At 39.6% G+C, this 18,188-nt stretch carries 14 protein-coding genes; 12 read left to right on the top strand and 2 right to left on the bottom strand.

Features of this window, described 5'->3' with window-relative positions; genetic code table 11:
• Positions 1-60 precede the first annotated feature (60 nt).
• Complete coding sequence (locus EJF36_RS13360) at positions 61-786, top strand: glycerophosphodiester phosphodiesterase (protein ID WP_125906793.1); 726 nt, start codon at positions 61-63, stop codon at positions 784-786.
• Positions 787-903: 117 nt separating this feature from the next.
• Here EJF36_RS13360 and EJF36_RS13355 read toward each other — a convergent pair whose 3' ends face one another.
• Positions 904-1,143 (bottom strand): DUF2627 domain-containing protein, encoded by a 240-nt coding sequence (locus EJF36_RS13355; protein WP_125906792.1) that lies wholly within the window; start codon positions 1,141-1,143, stop codon positions 904-906.
• 192 nt (positions 1,144-1,335) lie between these two features.
• Here EJF36_RS13355 and EJF36_RS13350 point away from each other — a divergent pair, with 192 nt between their 5' ends.
• From EJF36_RS13350 to meaB, 11 genes are all read left to right on the top strand, one after another.
• The gene (locus tag EJF36_RS13350; RefSeq protein ID WP_125906791.1) at positions 1,336-3,408 is read left to right on the top strand and encodes a sigma-54 interaction domain-containing protein; all 2,073 of its coding nucleotides are present in this window, start codon (positions 1,336-1,338) and stop codon (positions 3,406-3,408) included.
• Positions 3,409-3,553: 145 nt separating this feature from the next.
• Entirely contained in the window at positions 3,554-4,459 is a 906-nt protein-coding gene (gene yqiS, locus EJF36_RS13345) for a phosphate butyryltransferase (RefSeq protein WP_125906790.1), read from the top strand.
• Between the two features lie 19 nt (positions 4,460-4,478).
• Positions 4,479-5,582, top strand: coding sequence for a branched-chain amino acid dehydrogenase (gene bcd, locus EJF36_RS13340; protein WP_125906789.1), 1,104 nt, complete (start codon positions 4,479-4,481; stop codon positions 5,580-5,582).
• 26 nt (positions 5,583-5,608) lie between these two features.
• Positions 5,609-6,703, top strand: a complete 1,095-nt coding sequence (buk, locus tag EJF36_RS13335; protein WP_395940591.1) for a butyrate kinase — start codon at positions 5,609-5,611, stop codon at positions 6,701-6,703.
• Between the two features lie 30 nt (positions 6,704-6,733).
• On the top strand, positions 6,734-8,161 hold the full coding sequence (gene lpdA, locus EJF36_RS13330; protein WP_125906787.1) for a dihydrolipoyl dehydrogenase: 1,428 nt from the start codon (positions 6,734-6,736) through the stop codon (positions 8,159-8,161).
• 36 nt (positions 8,162-8,197) lie between these two features.
• Positions 8,198-9,190, top strand: a complete 993-nt coding sequence (locus tag EJF36_RS13325; RefSeq protein WP_125906786.1) for a thiamine pyrophosphate-dependent dehydrogenase E1 component subunit alpha — start codon at positions 8,198-8,200, stop codon at positions 9,188-9,190.
• Positions 9,191-9,205: 15 nt separating this feature from the next.
• Positions 9,206-10,189, top strand: a complete 984-nt coding sequence (locus EJF36_RS13320) for an alpha-ketoacid dehydrogenase subunit beta (RefSeq protein ID WP_125906785.1) — start codon at positions 9,206-9,208, stop codon at positions 10,187-10,189.
• A 434-nt stretch (positions 10,190-10,623) separates the two neighbouring features.
• Positions 10,624-11,916 (top strand): dihydrolipoamide acetyltransferase family protein, encoded by a 1,293-nt coding sequence (locus tag EJF36_RS13315; protein WP_125906784.1) that lies wholly within the window; start codon positions 10,624-10,626, stop codon positions 11,914-11,916.
• 374 nt (positions 11,917-12,290) lie between these two features.
• On the top strand, positions 12,291-14,177 hold the full coding sequence (locus tag EJF36_RS13310; protein WP_125906783.1) for a methylmalonyl-CoA mutase family protein: 1,887 nt from the start codon (positions 12,291-12,293) through the stop codon (positions 14,175-14,177).
• Position 14,178: 1 nt separating this feature from the next.
• On the top strand, positions 14,179-16,383 hold the full coding sequence (scpA, locus tag EJF36_RS13305) for a methylmalonyl-CoA mutase (RefSeq protein WP_125906782.1): 2,205 nt from the start codon (positions 14,179-14,181) through the stop codon (positions 16,381-16,383).
• Positions 16,376-17,506 (top strand): methylmalonyl Co-A mutase-associated GTPase MeaB, encoded by a 1,131-nt coding sequence (meaB, locus tag EJF36_RS13300; RefSeq protein ID WP_125906781.1) that lies wholly within the window; start codon positions 16,376-16,378, stop codon positions 17,504-17,506. Before scpA ends, meaB begins: the two co-directional genes overlap by 8 nt.
• A 132-nt stretch (positions 17,507-17,638) precedes the next feature.
• Here meaB and EJF36_RS13295 read toward each other — a convergent pair whose 3' ends face one another.
• Positions 17,639-18,076 (bottom strand): BrxA/BrxB family bacilliredoxin, encoded by a 438-nt coding sequence (locus EJF36_RS13295; RefSeq protein ID WP_125906780.1) that lies wholly within the window; start codon positions 18,074-18,076, stop codon positions 17,639-17,641.
• Positions 18,077-18,188: the final 112 nt, after the last annotated feature.

Below are 18,188 nucleotides of genomic sequence, written 5' to 3'. Positions count from 1 at the left end.
ACCCGATAAATCATTATGATTCATCGGGTTTCGTTATGTACTATTGAAAGGAGTGGTATGATGACAATCGTTTTCGGACATAGAGGTGCAGCTGGTACATATCCAGAGAATACGTTACTATCCTTTCAAGCTGCCTTTGATGAAGGCGCAAAAGGGATAGAACTTGATGTGCAATTAGCTTCAGATGGAACAGTTGTTGTTATCCATGATGAAAAAATAGATCGCACAACAACTGGAAAAGGCTACGTAAAAGATTTTACATATCACCAATTAAGGAAGTTTGATGCAAGCTTTAAATTTCATGATCAATATGGTTTTGTACCTATTCCGTCCCTACAAGAGGTGTTAGAGTGGGTCAAACCACTTGACTTGCTTATTAATATTGAATTAAAAAATGGTATTATTGAATATCCGACTTTAGAAGAAAAAGTGTTAGAATTGATAAACGAGTTTCAAATTGAAAATCGAGTCATAATATCATCATTTAATCATTACAGTTTAAAAAAATGTAAAATAATATCGAAGAATGTGGAAACAGCTATTCTTTACATGGAAGGGTTATATGAGCCTTGGAGTTACGCAACGACAGTTGAAGCAAATGCATTACACCCATACATTCCAGCAGCTACAGCAGAGATAACTAGAAAAGCACAATTAAATGGTTTTTCAGTTCGACCATTTACGGTAAATGATGAGTCTATAATGAAGCGTCTATTTAACGAGCAAGTTGCAGGATTTTTCACAGACTATCCGCGGAGAGCTATGGAAGTATATAAAATGTTATGAAAAAAGGGCGAGGAACAAATATTGTTCTCGCCCTTTAAGTTTAATTAGAGGTTATGTTTAGACTTGAATGGAGCTAAGAGGTTATCTATGGTTGCTAATTTGTTTCGCCGATAAAAGTTATACGTTTTTCTTAAAGCGGTTTTGTAATTTATTTCTCTTTCTGTCACGGTGAAAAATAAAACCAGCAACAAAACTCAGCCCGCCAATAAAGAATAGTAACCCAGCAATCATTTGTAGTGGTAAGTTAATAAAAAATGGGTTTTGCACTGCGAAAAGAGCATCCCGCATCAATTTAATTCCATATCCAGCTAAAACTGCTGGAATAACTAAAATAAATAAAGCAACTATTCGAGCCATTGTTGGCGTAACTCCTTTTGTATAAATATGTATCTTTTATTGTACAAGAATAACGCGATAACGTATACAAAAATTTCCGATTTAAAAAATAAAGTTGTCAATATTATCATAATAAGGTACGATATATGCAAGAATTTTCATAAACAACTCACTTGTTTTTGCTTAAGTTTTCACAGTAAGGGGTGAAAAGAAATGCAGAAGGTGTTACTTGTAGGGGCAGGTGCTGGTGGGACAGCAATGCTTACAATGCTAATAGAAACAGAGGAAATGAACATTGTGGCCGTCATTGATAAGAACCTTAATGCTCCTGGAGTGATTTTAGCAAGGAAGCTTGGTATTCATACTGATGTTCGGTGGGAGCCATATTTAGATGAACAGATTGATATTGTTATTGAGGCCACAGGAAGTGATGCGACGTTTTCCGCTATTAGGGACATGCGAAGTAAGCAAACGGTCCTAATTCCTGGCGCGGTGGCTCATATTACCGCAAGACTTTTTAAGGAAAAAGAAAAGCTGATTGAAACTTTAAAAAGTGAGAAATATAAGCAAGAGTTAATATTTAATACAACTAGTGACGGTATGATTGTTATTGATACAGAAGGAAAAGTCATTTTGTTCAATAAAAGTGCCGAAAAAATGGCTGGCATCTCTAAAGAGAATGCTTTAAATAAGCATATTCACGAAATAATTCCTAGTAGTAAACTACCTAGAGTTCTTGCGACTAGAAAGGTAGAGTCTAATCAAGAATTAGTACTAGCGAATCGCAAGAAAATCATAACAACACGAATGCCAATGATTTCGGAAGATTCGGTTTTAATTGGTGCTGTTTCAATATTTAAAGATATCTCGGATGTTGTTGAGCTAGCGAGTGAAATAACAAATCTCAAAGAAGTGCAAACGATGTTAGAGGCTATCATACGTTCCTCGGAAGAAGCGATTTCTGTTGTTGATGAGAATGGATTAGGTCTTATGATTAATGGTGCATATACGAGACTAACAGGATTAACTGAAGAAGACGTTATAGGAAAGCCAGCAACTATAGATATATCTGAAGGTGAAAGTATGCATATGAAGGTTCTACAAACTCGTAGAGCAGTTCGTGGTGTACGCATGAAGGTTGGGCCTAATAAACGTGATGTTGTTGTGAATGTGGCGCCTATTATTGTTGATGGCAAGTTAAAGGGAAGCGTCGGTGTTATCCAGGATGTATCTGAAATACAGCAACTTACTTCTGAGTTAAATAGAGCTCGGCAAATTATTAGAACTCTAGAAGCGAAATATGCGTTTGAAGATATTATTGGAAGTTCGGAAGAAATGCAGCTGGCCATTGAGCAAGCGAAGCTTGGTGCTAAAACTCCTGCAACTGTTTTGTTGAGAGGAGAATCGGGCACAGGGAAAGAGTTGTTTGCGCATGCAATACATAATGCAAGTGAAAGACGATGGAATAAATTTATAAGAGTTAATTGTGCTGCAATTAGTGAAACGCTACTTGAAAGTGAATTATTTGGATACGACGAAGGGGCGTTTTCTGGTGCGAAACGAGGTGGGAAACGAGGTTTCTTTGAGGAAGCTAACAATGGTAGCATTTTTCTAGATGAAATAGGGGAACTATCAGCAAATACACAGGTTAAACTGTTGCGTGTATTGCAAGAAGGCGAGATCATTCGTGTAGGCGGTACAAAGCCAATTCCTATCAACGTTAGAGTTATTGCTGCGACGCACGTGAATTTAGAAAAAGCAATTGCGACAGGCTCTTTTCGCGAGGATTTATATTATCGACTAAATCGCTTGCCGATTCGTATCCCTCCTTTACGAAATCGTTTAGAGGATATTCCAGATCTATGCAAACACTTACTATCGAAGATAAATCAAGACTATGGACGTAATGTAAATACGATTACGGATGAGGCACTACGTTATTTATCTAGCTACCATTGGCCTGGAAATGTTCGTGAACTAGAAAATGTGTTAGGTCGTGCTATAATTTTTCTCAAGTTTCATGAAAAAGCAATCGATATTCAACATATACCGCAGCTTGAATCAAATCCTACTGTTCAACATGAAGGGGGACAAAATTTAACGTTGTTTGACTCTCATTCAACGTTACAGGATTTAGTTGATCGATATGAAGCGAAAATAATGGCCCAAGTGCTAGATCATTGTGAAGGAAACAAAACAGAGGCGGCGAGATTATTGGGGATATCCTTGCGTAATTTGTATTACAAACTAGATAAGTATAAGCTTGCTAAAAATAGCATGCAATAATCTGCATGGTATGCAATTTTTTGCAGACATAAAACCGTAACAAATAAAGCGGTTACATAAAATGTAGTTGGCACAAAACTTGCATTAGGGTATATGGAGGTATATGAAAGTTTTGTGCGATAGAAAGGAATGACTATCGATTAGTATGAGGTTATCAGATATTGTAGCATACGTAACTCAGCAGCCTTCAAAAAAAATAGCCGTAGCAGCTGCTGATGATGAACAAGTGTTAGCTGCTGTTAATAAAGCACTTCAACAAAATTTAGCGTCCTTTATTTTATACGGAAAAAAGAATTCTTTACGAAAGCTTGTTGCTGAAGCTAATTTATCATCCTATGACGTGAATGCGTTGCAAATCGTTGAAACAGAGAGTGATGAAGAAGCTGCATATGAAGCAGTAAAGGCTGTAAGATTTGAAGAAGCTGACGTATTGATGAAAGGAAATTTACACACATCACAGCTTTTAAAACATGTTCTTAACAAGGAGCAAGGGCTTCGTGTAAAAAACCAGATATTATCGCATGTTGCCGCATTTGACATTCCTGGTTGGGATCGACTTATTTATATAACAGATGCTGCTATGAATATTGCTCCAACGTTAGAGCAGAAAGCTCAAATTATTCAAAATGCTGTAAATGTTACGCGTCGTGTCAATTTAGACGTGCCTAAAGTGGCAGTATTGGCTGCTGTAGAAACAGTAAATTCTGCAATGGAAGCATCTATTCATGCAGGGTTGTTAGCCATGATGAATAAACGTGGTCAAATTCAACATTGTTTAGTTGACGGACCATTAGCTCTAGACAATGCTGTATCAAAACAAGCTGCTCAATATAAAAAAATTGACAGTGAAGTGGCTGGGGAAGCTGATATATTAGTACTTCCGGATATTGAAACAGGAAATGTTTTGTATAAGTCGCTTGTTTATTTCGCAAATGCCAGTACAGCTAGCATTATAGCGGGTGCAAAGGCGCCAATTGTGTTAACATCTCGTGCTGATTCAATCGAGAGTAAGTTATTATCAGTAGCGTTTGCTATAAAAAGTAATTCTTAAATAAGGAGAGGGATACCCTATGGAAATTTTCAAGTATTTAGAAACGTATGATTATGAGCAATTAGTACTTTGTCAAGACAAGCAATCAGGTTTAAAAGCAATCATCGCTATTCATGATACAACGCTAGGACCTGCATTAGGTGGGACGCGTATGTGGACATATGAGTCGGAATCAGCAGCTATTGAAGACGCATTACGATTAGCTAAAGGTATGACATACAAAAATGCTGCTGCGGGTCTTAATTTAGGCGGAGGAAAGACAGTTATTATTGGAGATCCTCGTAAAGACAAAAATGAAGAGTTGTTCCGTGCGTTCGGTCGATACGTTCAAGGGTTAAATGGTCGTTATATTACAGCTGAAGATGTCGGTACAACTGTAGCAGATATGGATATTATTCATGAGGAAACAGACTATGTAACAGGCGTATCGCCAGCATTTGGCTCAAGTGGTAACCCGTCGCCAGTAACTGCTTACGGTGTGTATGTTGGTATGAAAGCAGCTGCTAAGCATGCATTTGGTTCGGATGCACTTGAAGGAAAAGTGGTAGCCGTGCAAGGTGTAGGTAATGTGGCGTATACCTTGTGTAAATATCTTCATGAGGAAGGTGCCAAACTAATTGTTACAGATATTAACAAAGATGCAGTTATGAAAGCTGTAGCTGAATTTGGAGCAAAGGCTGTTGACCCATCAGATATTTATGATGTGGAATGTGACATTTATGCACCATGCGCGTTAGGTGCAACAGTGAATGATCAAACTATTCCAAAATTAAAGTGTAAAGTAATTGCTGGAGCAGCTAATAATCAGTTAAAGGAGCCTCGTCATGGGGATTTAATCCATGAAATGGGCATATTATACGCACCAGACTATGTTATTAATGCTGGTGGAGTGATTAACGTTGCTGATGAGTTATATGGTTATAACAGAGATCGAGCTATGAAGAAAGTAGAACAAATTTACCAAAATATTGAAAAAGTGATTTCTATCGCCGAACGTGATGGAATCCCAACATATAAAGCGGCTGACCGTCTAGCGGAAGAAAGAATTGAGCGTATGCGCCAATCTAGAAGTCAATTTTTACAAAACGGACATCACATTTTAAGTAGACGTCGTAATCGATAAATATAACATTGAATTTTCATTAAAAGATGGAGGAGTCATTTTTGCAAGTACAAACAGCACGAATCTTAACAATTAACCCAGGATCAACCTCAACTAAAATAGGTGTATTTGAAGATGACCGCCCGATTCTTGAGCAAACGTTACGTCATGATACCGAGGACTTAAACAAATTTGAAACAATATTTGAGCAATATGAGTTCCGTAAGCATAGTATTCTTTCTGTATTAGACAGAGAAGGAATCAATCTCTCTAAGCTTAGCGCTGTATGCGGACGTGGTGGGTTACTACGTCCCATTGCAGGCGGTACATATGAAGTAAATGAGCGTATGCTTGAGGATTTACGTACGGGCTATAACGGTCAACATGCCTCTAATCTTGGGGGGATTTTAGCAAACGAAATTGCTAATGGACTAAATATCCCTTCTTTTATTGTAGACCCAGTTGTTGTTGATGAGATGGAACCAATTGCTAAAGTGTCAGGATTTCCATTAATTGAGAGAAAAAGTATATTTCACGCATTAAACCAAAAAGCAGTGGCTCGAAAGGTTGCTAATCAACTTGGAATGACTTACGAAGCAGCAAAGCTAATTGTTGTTCATATGGGTGGCGGTATAACAGTTGGTGTCCATCGAAACGGCAGAGTTATTGATGTGAACAATGGTCTAAATGGCGATGGTCCATTCAGTCCAGAAAGAGCTGGTACTGTACCAGCTGGGGATTTGGCAGCACTATGTTTTTCAGGCGATTATTATCGTGATGAAATTAACAGCATGCTTGTTGGAAAAGGTGGATTAGTTGGCTACTTAGGTACAAACAGTGGAATCGATATAGAAAAACGCATTCAACAAGGTGATCAAGAAGCAAAGAAAATATATACTGCTATGGCTTATCAAGTTGCAAAAGAAATTGGTTCAGCAAGTGCCGTGCTTACTGGAAAAATTGATGCCATCGTGATAACTGGTGGATTAGCTCACAGTCAGTACTTAATAGAGTTAATTCAACAATATGTATCATGGATTGCAGACATTATTGTTGTTCCTGGCGAAGATGAATTAAAGGCACTCGCTGAAGGGGCATTACGTGTTTTGCGCGGAGAGGAAGTAGCAAAGCAATATATGTAATAAAATTGCTGTTTGAGAGGAGTGAGAAATATGGCACGAGAATACGATGTTGTCATTCTAGGTGGCGGTACAGGTGGCTATGTAGCGGCCGTTCGTGCTGCACAATTAGGATTGTCCACTGCTGTTGTTGAAAAAGCAAAACTAGGTGGTACGTGCTTGCATGCTGGTTGTATACCTAGTAAAGCTCTTCTTAGAAGTGCTGAGGTGTATCATACTACTAAGAAGAGTGAAGAGTTTGGTGTATTAGCAAAGGATGTTTCATTAGATTTTTCAAAGGTGCAAGCGAGAAAACAGCACATAGTAGATCAACTGCATAAAGGTGTACAGCATCTTATGAAAAAAGGGAAAATTGACGTATACGAGGGTATAGGTCGTATACTTGGTCCGTCAATATTCTCGCCATTGCCAGGTACAATCAGTGTTGAGTATAGTAATGGACAAGAAAATGATATGGTCATTCCGAAACATTTAATCATTGCTACCGGTTCTAGGCCGCGTACTTTACCGGGATTAAATGTCGATGGTGAGTTTGTCATTACGTCAGATGAAGCATTGAGGCTAGAGTCTTTGCCGAACTCACTTGTCATTGTTGGTGGTGGGGTAATTGGTATTGAGTGGGCATCAATGATGGCTGATTTTGATGTGTCTGTAACAGTGCTTGAATATGCGGATCGAATTTTACCTACTGAAGATCCAGATGTATCTCGTGAGATGCAGCGTCTTTTAAAGAAAAAAGGGGTAAAAGTTGTAACGGGAGCAAAAGTATTATCCGAAACCTTACAGGTGAGTGAAGGCACTGTTACAATAAAAGCCGAGCATAAAGGGGAGGCTAAAGCTTTTTCTGCAGATAAAATTCTTGTTTCTGTTGGGCGTGCTGCTAATACAGAAGGTATTGGTATCGAGAACACAGATGTTGTGTTAGATCATGGTTTTATTGTTACAAATAAATTTTATCAAACGAAGGACTCTCATATTTATGCAATTGGTGATGTAATCGGTGGTATGCAGCTTGCTCATGTAGCGGCTCATGAAGGAATTATTGCGGTGGAAAAAATAGCAGGACTGAATCCAGATCCTATTCAATATAAAGATGTCGCTCGCTGTATTTACAGTAATCCGGAAGCAGCTAGCATAGGCTTAACGGAAGAAGAAGCAAAGGAACAAGGCTATGATGTTAAGGTCGGTAAATTTTCTTTTAAAGCAATAGGTAAAGCCCTTGTGTTTGGTGAATCTGATGGATTTGTCAAGATTATAGCCGATAAAAGCACCGACGACTTGTTAGGGGTTCATATGATTGGACCACATGTAACTGATTTAATATCAGAGGCAGCGCTTGCAAAAGTATTAGATGCTTCAAATTGGGAGATTTCACATACTATTCACCCACATCCAACGCTGTCGGAAGTGTTAGGTGAAGCAGCTCTAGCTGTTGAAGGGCATGCTATTCACGGAGCATAAAATATGAGAAAGAAAAAAGATGGGAGGAAATACTCCATGACAGAAAAGCGTCATCAAGCTTTAGGGTTATCAGATGAAGCGGTTTTAAGTATGTACAGAACAATGTTACTAGCTCGAAAGATTGACGAGCGAATGTGGCTATTAAACCGTTCAGGAAAAATACCATTTGTAATCTCTTGTCAAGGGCAAGAAGCTGCACAAGTAGGTGCCTCGTTTGCCCTTGAAAAAGGAAAAGATTATGTGTTGCCATACTACCGTGATATGGGTGTCGTATTAACTTTTGGTATGACAGCGAAAGACCTTATGTTATCTGGCTTTGCAAAAGCAGAAGATCCCAATTCTGGGGGGAGACAAATGCCAGGTCATTTCGGACAAAAGAAAAATAATATTGTAACGGGATCTTCACCGGTAACTACGCAAGTCCCACACGCTGTTGGGATTGCTTTAGCAGGAAAAATGCAAAAGAAAGATTTGGTTACTTTTGTAACGTTTGGTGAAGGATCTTCAAACCAAGGTGATTTCCACGAAGGAGCTAACTTTGCAGGTGTTCATAAGCTACCAGTTATTTTCATGTGCGAAAATAATAAATACGCCATTTCGGTACCAATTGAACGACAGTTAGCTTGTGAGAAAGTATCTGATCGTGCCATCGGATATGGTATGCCTGGTGTGACAGTAGATGGTAATGATCCATTGGCAGTCTACGAGGCTGTTAAAGAAGCTGCCGATAGAGCACGTCGTGGTGAAGGACCAAGCTTAATCGAAACAGTGTCATATCGACTCACTCCACACTCATCAGACGATGATGATCGCACATACCGCGCACAAGAGGAAGTGGATGAAGCTAAAAAGAAGGATCCAATTATTACTTTCCGCGACTACCTATTGAACAACGGTGTGTTAAGTGAAGAAGCAAACGAAAAAATGCTACAAGAGATTATGAATGAAGTAAATGAAGCAACTGAGTATGCTGAACAAGCGCCGTACGCTCCAGCAGAATCAGGTATGAAATTCGTATATGCTGAGTGAGGAGGGGGATAAACCATGCCAGTGATTTCATATATCGACGCTGTTACGATGGCGTTGCGAGAAGAAATGTCTAAAGATGAATCAGTTTTTGTTTTGGGAGAAGATGTCGGCAAACGTGGTGGAGTGTTTCGTGCTACAAATGGACTTTATGATCAATTTGGGGAAGATCGTGTAATTGATACACCATTAGCAGAATCAGCAATTGCAGGTGTTGCTATTGGTGCAGCGATGTATGGGCTGAAACCTGTTGCAGAGATCCAATTCGCAGACTTTATTATGCCAGCGGTAAATCAGATTGTATCAGAGGCAGCAAAAATTCGTTACCGTTCAAACAATGACTGGCAGTGCCCTGTGACGATTCGTGCACCTTATGGTGGTGGAGTTCATGGTGCCTTATATCATTCGCAGTCTGTTGAAGCACTTTTTGCTAATACGCCAGGATTAAAGATTGTAATGCCATCCACACCATATGATGTAAAGGGGTTATTGAAGGCTGCTATTCGTGATCCAGATCCAGTATTATTTTTTGAGCATAAGCGTGCTTATCGCCTAATTAAAGGTGAGGTACCAGAAGATGATTATGTTTTACCAATTGGTAAAGCAGATGTTAAGCGTGAAGGCGATGATATTACTGTTATCACTTATGGCTTATGTGTTCATTTTGCTCTTCAAGCAGCTGAAAAACTTGCTGAAGATGGTATCTCTACACATATTCTCGACCTTAGAACGGTGTATCCACTTGATAAAGAGGCAATTATTGAAGCCGCTGCAAAGACTGGCAAAGTCTTACTTGTTACGGAAGATAATAAAGAAGGTAGTATCATGAGTGAGGTAGCTGCGATAATTGCAGAACACTGTTTATTCGATTTAGATGCTCCTATTAAACGGTTAGCGGGTCCTGATGTGCCGGCTATGCCTTATGCACCAACGATGGAAAAACATTTCATGGTTAATCCAGACAAAGTTGAAACGGCGATGCGTGAACTAGCTGAGTTTTAGAAGCGAAAAGTGTGGAGATTTACGCACAAGCAGCGAAAACTGGCGCATAAACCCGGAGATTTACGCATAAACAGCGAAAAGTGGCGCATAAACCCGGAGAATTGGCGCATAAACAGCGAAAACTGGCGCATAAACCCGGAGAATTTACGCATAAACAGCGAAAAGTGGCGCATAAACCCGGAGATTTACGCATAAACAGCGAAAAGTGGCGCATAAACCCGGAGATTTACGCATAAACAGCGAAAAGTGGCGCATAAACCCGGAGAATTGGCGCATAAACAGCGAAAAGTGGCCCACCCACTCGGAGAATTCGCGTATAAACATCGGAAACGGACGCAAAATACAGCAAGATTTTACGAACATAATCTCAAAGTAGTGTGAAACACATTTCCGTGACGAAGTTTTTTCACATAAACCAAAGGGAGGTAGAAAGAGTGGCCATTGAACAAATTAAAATGCCTCAATTAGGTGAAAGTGTTACAGAAGGCACTATCAGTAAATGGTTAGTATCTATTGGCGACAAAGTTAACAAGTATGATCCTTTGCTTGAGGTAATGACTGATAAAGTAAATGCTGAAGTACCTTCCTCCTTCACAGGAACAGTCAAAGAGCTTTTAGCGGAGGAAGGGGATACCCTAGCGGTTGGTGGTGTAATTTGTACTGTAGAAACGGCAGATTCTAATGCACCAGTTAAGAATGAGACCACTGCTCCGCAAATAAAAGCAGAAAGCTCTAATGCATCTGAAGCGCCGACCGACACTTCACAAAAGCAACGTTATTCGCCAGCAGTACTTCGTTTAGCTCAAGAACATGATATAGAATTACAAGCTGTGAGTGGAACAGGTGCAGGTGGACGTATAACGCGTAAAGATATTTTAAAGCTTGTTGAGAGCGGCAATATTCCGAAAGCAAGTGAGACAGTAACGGCACAAGCTACAGCGCCAGCACCAGCGCCAACTGCTGATGAACAAGCAATTTCATCTCAAACACAGCAAAAACAAGCACCCGTAGTTACTAGTGCTCCTGGTGACCGTGAGGTTTCAGTAACGCCTGTTCGCAAGGCAATTGCTTCAAACATGCTTCGCAGTGTTCAAGAAATACCTCACGCTTGGACGATGGTTGAAGCTGATGTGAGCAATTTAGTAACCTTGCGTGATAGTATCAAAACCGAATTTAAACAATCTGAAGGCTATAATATTACTTACTTTGCTTTCTTTGTTAAAGCAATAGCGCAAGCACTGAAAGAATACCCACAAATTAACTCAATGTGGGCTGGTGATAAGATTGTACAGAAAAAAGATATCAACATTTCTATTGCGGTTGCTACTGATGATGCTTTATATGTACCTGTCATACGCCATGCGGATGAAAAAAGTATTAAAGGCATCGCACGTGAAATTAACGAACTTGCTATGAAGGTTCGAAGTGGAAAGCTTTCCGGTGAGGATATGAAGGATGGTACATTTACTGTAAATAATACGGGTTCCTTTGGGTCAGTTCAGTCCATGGGTATCATCAACTACCCACAAGCTGCGATATTACAAGTCGAATCTATAGTTAAACGTGTTGTAGTAATGGATAACGGTATGATGGCTATCCGTGACATGGTGAATTTATGCTTGTCACTTGACCATCGCGTTTTAGATGGTTTAGTGTGTGGAAGATTCCTAGCAAGAGTAAAAGAAATATTGGAGAATATGTCTAAAGATACAACATCTATATACTAATGCTTATGCCGAGTTCATGGATTGAGCTCGGCTTTTTTATTTTGAACGAATCTGATAATTTCATCGTTAGTAATACTTCGTCCTCGCCATCCTCCTTGTGATATTCAACATCAAATGAAAGATATTCTATTAAGAAATGAAAATAATACTTGTATGCCTAGCTAATAAGTTCACCTTTTTGTGAATTGTTATCAATCTTTAAATGTACTAAAATAGAAATGAGGTAAAATTTTTACATTTTTTTGAAAGGTATGAAAGCTCTGCTAACTGGTTGATTCTCAGTTGTTAGAGGTGACACATGGATATAAGAGGATTTTCGTGTTGTGACACTTCTATACCTTTCTTAAATGCTGTAAGCAAAGGGGGACTGTATCATGGCAAATGTAGAATCAATGAAATCACAAACCTTTGATGTCATTGATTACGAGACTTGGAAAACTGAAGTCGAAAAGTCTTTGAAAGGCAAGCCGTTTGAAAAACTGTTCACCACTACATACGAAGGGATCGTTTTGAAACCGCTTTATACTAGAGCAGATGTATCCCAGCTTTCTTTAGCGAGTGAATGGCCAGGCTTTGGAACGCACATACGAGGGAGTACACCTCTTGGCTATGTGGAAAGGGCATGGTATGTTGCACAACAGCTAGAAGGTAGTTCACCTCAAGCGTTAAATCGTTTATTACAAGAAGAGCTTTCTCGTGGCTTAAAAATGATTAATCTATCGAAGGTAACATCACGACTTATAAACCAAAAAAAAGATATGAGAATTGCGTTTGAGGGTATTTCATTAGAAAGCATTCCATTGTTTATACAACTTGACTTACAATCGGTACAATTTATAGATGAGTTTATAGCATACTGTCAAGAGTTGGACATTGACATGAACCTATTGACAGGAACCATTGGATTCGATATCATTCGCGATTACTTAGAAGAAGGGGAGCTTCCGTCTTCCATTGATAACACGTTAAAGACTGTTCAGGAAGCGATGTTAAAGTTAGCAGAAGCGGCACCGCAACTACAATCCATTATCGTGAATGGGGACGTATATCATAATGGTGGAGCACATGCGGTACAAGAACTGGCTTTTAGTATTGCAACAGCAGTTGAATATATTAATAGTTGTAAATCTACATTTGTGAATATTGATGAGCTTCTTAGAAAGGTTAAGTTTCACGTTTCTGTTGGTTCACAATTTTTCATGGAAATTGCAAAGCTGAGAGCCTTGAAAAGACTATGGACTACTGTAGCAACGGCATATGGTGCTTCTGAGCAAGCAAAAGCGATAAGTATTCACGCAAGTACGTCATCATTTACAAAAACAGTGTATGACCCGTATGTGAATATGTTACGAGCTACAAATGAAGCGTTTGCTGCGACTATAGGTGGTATAGATAGCATGCACGTATCAAGTTTTGACACAGAGACTGTAAATGATTCATCAACATTCTCTAGAAGAATTGCTCGTAATACACAGCTTATTCTACAGCAAGAATCATATTTAAATAAAGTTGTCGATCCAGCTGGAGGCTCATGGTACGTTGAATCTCTAACAGATGAGCTAGCAACTAAAGCGTGGAAGCTGTTTCAACAAATTGAACAACTAGGTGGAATGACAGAAGCAATAAAACAAGGGTTTGTTCAAAAAGAGATTCAACAAGTTTACGACGCTCGAGTCAAAAATGTCGCTCAACGTAAAGAAAAGATTGTTGGGACAAATATGTATGTGAATGCGACTGAACCTTACAAAGGTCAATTGACAGAGGCTGAGACAACTGAAAAAGACATTGTTAAAATACCGAAGCGACGTCTTACTGCAGAGTTTGAATCTATTAGGTTGGTAAGTGAAGAGTATGAAAGAAAAACCGGAGTTCGACCAACTGTTACTTTAATTAATTTAGGTCCTATCCCTGCACATAAAGCGCGTGCTGACTTTATAAGTGGATTTTTTGGCGCAGGAGGATTTGTTATTGAAAAAAATGACGGTCATGAATCTATTGATTCAGCGGTTTCATGGGCTAACCAGCAATCTTCACGAGTATTTATCATTTGTGGGAAGGACGATGCATACGAAAATATGGCAGCAAGCATCTCGGCTCAATTAAAGCAGCAAAATCCTTCAACCGTAGTATACGTAGCAGGTAAGCAAGAGGCAGAACTGGAGAAACAGCTAAAAGAATCTGGTGTAGACGATTTTATCCATATTCGCTCGAATTGCTATGAGACAATAAAAAGTCTTCAGCAAACGTTAGGGGTGATATAACATGACAGATCGGTTAGATTTTTCGAAAGTTACATTGCAAAGTGAACAAACTACTATGAACAAAGAGCAATGGCAAGCGTCAATAGAACAAGATATTAATAAAAACATAGATGATATGCTATTTGAAACGAACGAGCATATTCTTGTTAAGCCATTGTACCATGAAGATGATATTACAAATCTCAAGCACCTCGATTATTTACCTGGTGTGCCTCCATTTTTAAGAGGCCCATATTCAACTATGTATGTTAATCGTCCTTGGACGGTCCGTCAATATGCCGGATTCTCAACTGCAGAAGAAAGCAATGCATTTTATCGCCGTAATCTTGCAATGGGACAAAAGGGGTTGTCTGTGGCGTTTGATTTAGCGACACATCGTGGCTACGACTCTGATCATCCTCGTGTTGTAGGGGATGTGGGAAAAGCGGGTGTTGCCATAGATTCAATTCTAGATATGAAAACGTTGTTTAACGGCATACCGCTTGATCAAATGTCTGTTTCCATGACAATGAATGGTGCAGTAATACCTGTTATGGCATTTTATATTGTGACAGCCGAAGAACAAGGTGTTACGCAAGACAAACTTGCTGGTACGATTCAAAATGATATTTTAAAAGAGTACATGGTTCGTAACACATATATTTATCCACCTGATATGTCTATGAAAATTATTGCTGATATTTTTGAATACACATCAAAGTATATGCCAAAGTTTAATAGCATAAGTATCTCGGGCTATCATATGCAAGAAGCCGGTGCTCCTGCTGACTTAGAGCTTGCTTATACATTAGCGGATGGACTAGAGTATGTGCGAACGGGGTTGAAAGCAGGGATAGATATTGATTCTTTTGCTCCACGTTTATCGTTCTTCTGGGCGGTCGGTATGAATTACTTTATGGAAGTAGCCAAGATGAGAGCAGCTAGACTTATGTGGGCACAGATGATGAAGCAATTTAATCCGAAAAATCCAAAATCGATGGCTTTGCGGACGCATTCGCAAACATCCGGGTGGAGTCTAACGGAACAAGATCCTTATAATAACGTTGTCCGCACATGTCTAGAAGCTCATGCCGCTGCTTTAGGACATACACAATCGTTACACACAAATGCTCTCGATGAGGCTATTGCGTTGCCGACTGACTTCTCAGCACGTATTGCACGCAACACACAATTATTTTTACAAGATGAGACAGGAATTTGTAATGTGATTGATCCGTGGGCTGGCTCGTATTATGTTGAAAAACTAACAGAGCAGTTGATGGAGCGTGCGTGGAAGCATATAGAGGAAATTGAGTCGCTAGGTGGGATGGCGAAAGCAATTGAAACTGGCTTACCTAAGATGCGTATTGAAGAAGCCTCTGCACGTCGTCAGGCTAAAATTGATTCTGGTAAGGAAACGATTATCGGTGTAAATAAGTATAGATTAGATAAGGAAGATCCGTTAGAAATTTTAGATATTGATAATACTGCTGTGAGAGAGCAACAAATTGCTCGTATTCAACAGCTAAAGACTGTTCGTGATGAAGAGAAAGTGCAACAGGCGTTACGAGCTATTACGGAGTCTGTCAAACAAGAAAGTGGCAATTTATTAGCATTAGCTATAGAGGCTGCCCGTGCTCGTGCCACGTTAGGTGAAATATCTGCTGCTATTGAAGAAGTGGCTGGACGCCATAAAGCAGTAATCCGCTCCATAAGTGGTGTATATGCTGCTGAATATTCAAATGATGCACAAATTAACCACGTAAAGCAGCTTACAGATGACTTTTTACAATCAGAGGGTCGTCGCCCGCGCATTATGATTGCTAAAATGGGACAGGATGGACATGATAGAGGAGCAAAGGTAATTGCAACAGCATTTGCTGATTTAGGTTTTGATGTGGATATTGGACCACTATTTCAAACACCTGAAGAAACCGCTCGTCAAGCTGTAGAAAATGATGTGCATGTTATCGGAATGAGCTCGTTAGCTGCTGGTCACAAAACACTGCTTCCGCAGCTTGTTGAACAGCTTAAGCAACTTGGTCGTGAAGATATATTAGTAGTAATTGGTGGCGTCATTCCTGCTCAGGATTATGATTACTTAAAAGAACATGGTGCAGGCTTAATCTTTGGACCAGGAACAGTTATCCCAGTTGCTGCTGAAAAAACAATAGAATTAATTTATAATAAATTAGGTTATGAGTTGGCGGAGATCACCAATGACTGAACGAGGTAAAAAGCCTGAGTGGGCCCCTAGTGATGCATCGCATACAAGCTTCACATCGTATGTGATGCAAGGGGTGGAAGGCGGTCATGATGGCATGAGCCACCATACACAGCCACTAAAAAAGCGATTCGTAAAACAAAATCAAATAGATATTAATCAATATGTCGAGGGTGTACTTACACATAATCGCTCTATTCTTGCTAAGACCATTACCCTTATTGAAAGTAATGCGTCACACCATATTGAATTAGCGCAAAAGGTCATGAATCAATTACTTCCTCATACTGGTCGTTCTGTTCGGATTGGAATAACTGGTGTGCCTGGAGCAGGAAAAAGTACATTTATTGAAGCGCTGGGTACATATTTGTGTGATGCAGGTCATCGTGTTGCGGTGTTGGCGGTTGATCCATCATCTTCCATTACAGGTGGAAGTATATTAGGTGATAAAACAAGGATGGAAAAGCTAGCATCCCATCCTAATGCCTTTATCCGTCCATCACCATCAGGTGGCGCGTTAGGCGGGGTAAATAGAAAAACTCGTGAAACGATGCTGTTGTGTGAAGCAGCAGGATATGATGTAATCCTTGTCGAGACAATTGGTGTGGGCCAAAGTGAAATAGTCGTTAGAAGTATGGTGGACTTCTTTCTACTTCTTGTGTTGACGGGCGCTGGAGATGAGCTTCAAGGTATGAAAAAAGGTATTATGGAACTGGCTGATGCGATTATAATCAACAAGGCGGATGGTGATAATAAGCCTCGAGCGTTGGCAGCACGTGAAGAGTATAACCAAATTCTACATTATTTGAAGCCTGCAACTAATGGATGGCACACACAAGCTTACACTTGTTCAGCAATGAAGGGTGAAGGAATTAGCGGTATTTGGAACGTGGTTCAGCAATTCGTGCTAGTAACAAATGAGTCAGGTGTTTTTACAAACAGACGTCGTGAACAATTAAAAGATTGGTTACTAGCAATGATTAAAGATTATTTAGAGCACAGCTTTTTTTCAAATCCTCGAGTGAAACAAACAATGCCTGAGATTGAAAATAAGGTTATGGCTGGAGATAAAACAGTTACAGCCGCTGTGCAGCAGCTCATTCAATTATATGAAAATCAAAAATAGCAAAACGGGCCCACATTGTTTAATGTGGGCTGCTTGCATTTACGATGTGCCGTAATGGAATTAAGAGAGAAAAACGATAATCACCACGTAAATTAATATGAGTAGCGTGTCTTTAGCTACTTAACGATAGATTTAAACTTCTTCACAATGTTCATCAAACGCTTGCTGTAATTTAGAGATAACCTGCATCACGTCGTGTCCTTCAATTTCATGTCGATGTACCATTGCCACAAGATTTCCATCCTTCATTAAAGCAAAAGAAGGTGATGACGGCGGTTGTCCTACGAAATATTCACGAGCACGAGCAGTAGCCTCTTTATCTTGCCCAGCAAATACTGTCACAAGATGATCAGGCCGTTTATCATAATGTAAAGCATGACTAGCCGCAGGGCGTGCTAATCCACCTGCACAACCACAGACAGAATTAATCATCACAAGTGTTGTGCCCTTCTTTGTTAGAGCTTCATCAACCTGCTCCGGTGTTTCAAGCTGCGTGTATCCTGCTTTGACCATATCTTCTCTTGCTTGCACAACAACATCATTCATAAAAAGATTAAAGTTCATTTCCATTTGAAAACCTCCTAAAAGTGCAATAAAACCTACTATATATAATAGCAACAAGAATCCCTTATATACAAATTAAAAACCTTAAAAAATCAGGGTCTTGTTGGCAAGCATCCTA

The sequence above is a fragment of the Bacillus sp. HMF5848 genome, assembly GCF_003944835.1.
GTDB lineage: Bacteria > Bacillota > Bacilli > Bacillales > HMF5848 > HMF5848.
The sequence above is the reverse complement of the archived record's forward strand: the minus strand, read 5'-3'. Positions and strand labels throughout refer to the sequence as shown.

Bases quoted from the DNA above. Each gene is read 5' to 3' on its own strand.
- EJF36_RS13320 (WP_125906785.1), top strand. From the start codon at position 9,206: ATGCCAGTGATTTCATATATCGACGCTGTTACGATGGCGTTGCGAGAA.
- meaB (WP_125906781.1), top strand. From the start codon at position 16,376: ATGACTGAACGAGGTAAAAAGCCTGAGTGGGCCCCTAGTGATGCATCG.
- EJF36_RS13350 (WP_125906791.1), top strand. From the start codon at position 1,336: ATGCAGAAGGTGTTACTTGTAGGGGCAGGTGCTGGTGGGACAGCAATG.
- bcd (WP_125906789.1), top strand. From the start codon at position 4,479: ATGGAAATTTTCAAGTATTTAGAAACGTATGATTATGAGCAATTAGTA.
- EJF36_RS13325 (WP_125906786.1), top strand. From the start codon at position 8,198: ATGACAGAAAAGCGTCATCAAGCTTTAGGGTTATCAGATGAAGCGGTT.
- EJF36_RS13355 (WP_125906792.1), bottom strand. From the start codon at position 1,143: ATGGCTCGAATAGTTGCTTTATTTATTTTAGTTATTCCAGCAGTTTTA.
- EJF36_RS13295 (WP_125906780.1), bottom strand. From the start codon at position 18,076: ATGGAAATGAACTTTAATCTTTTTATGAATGATGTTGTTGTGCAAGCA.
- yqiS (WP_125906790.1), top strand. From the start codon at position 3,554: ATGAGGTTATCAGATATTGTAGCATACGTAACTCAGCAGCCTTCAAAA.
- lpdA (WP_125906787.1), top strand. From the start codon at position 6,734: ATGGCACGAGAATACGATGTTGTCATTCTAGGTGGCGGTACAGGTGGC.
- scpA (WP_125906782.1), top strand. From the start codon at position 14,179: ATGACAGATCGGTTAGATTTTTCGAAAGTTACATTGCAAAGTGAACAA.
- EJF36_RS13310 (WP_125906783.1), top strand. From the start codon at position 12,291: ATGGCAAATGTAGAATCAATGAAATCACAAACCTTTGATGTCATTGAT.
- EJF36_RS13360 (WP_125906793.1), top strand. From the start codon at position 61: ATGACAATCGTTTTCGGACATAGAGGTGCAGCTGGTACATATCCAGAG.
- buk (WP_395940591.1), top strand. From the start codon at position 5,609: ATGGAGGAGTCATTTTTGCAAGTACAAACAGCACGAATCTTAACAATT.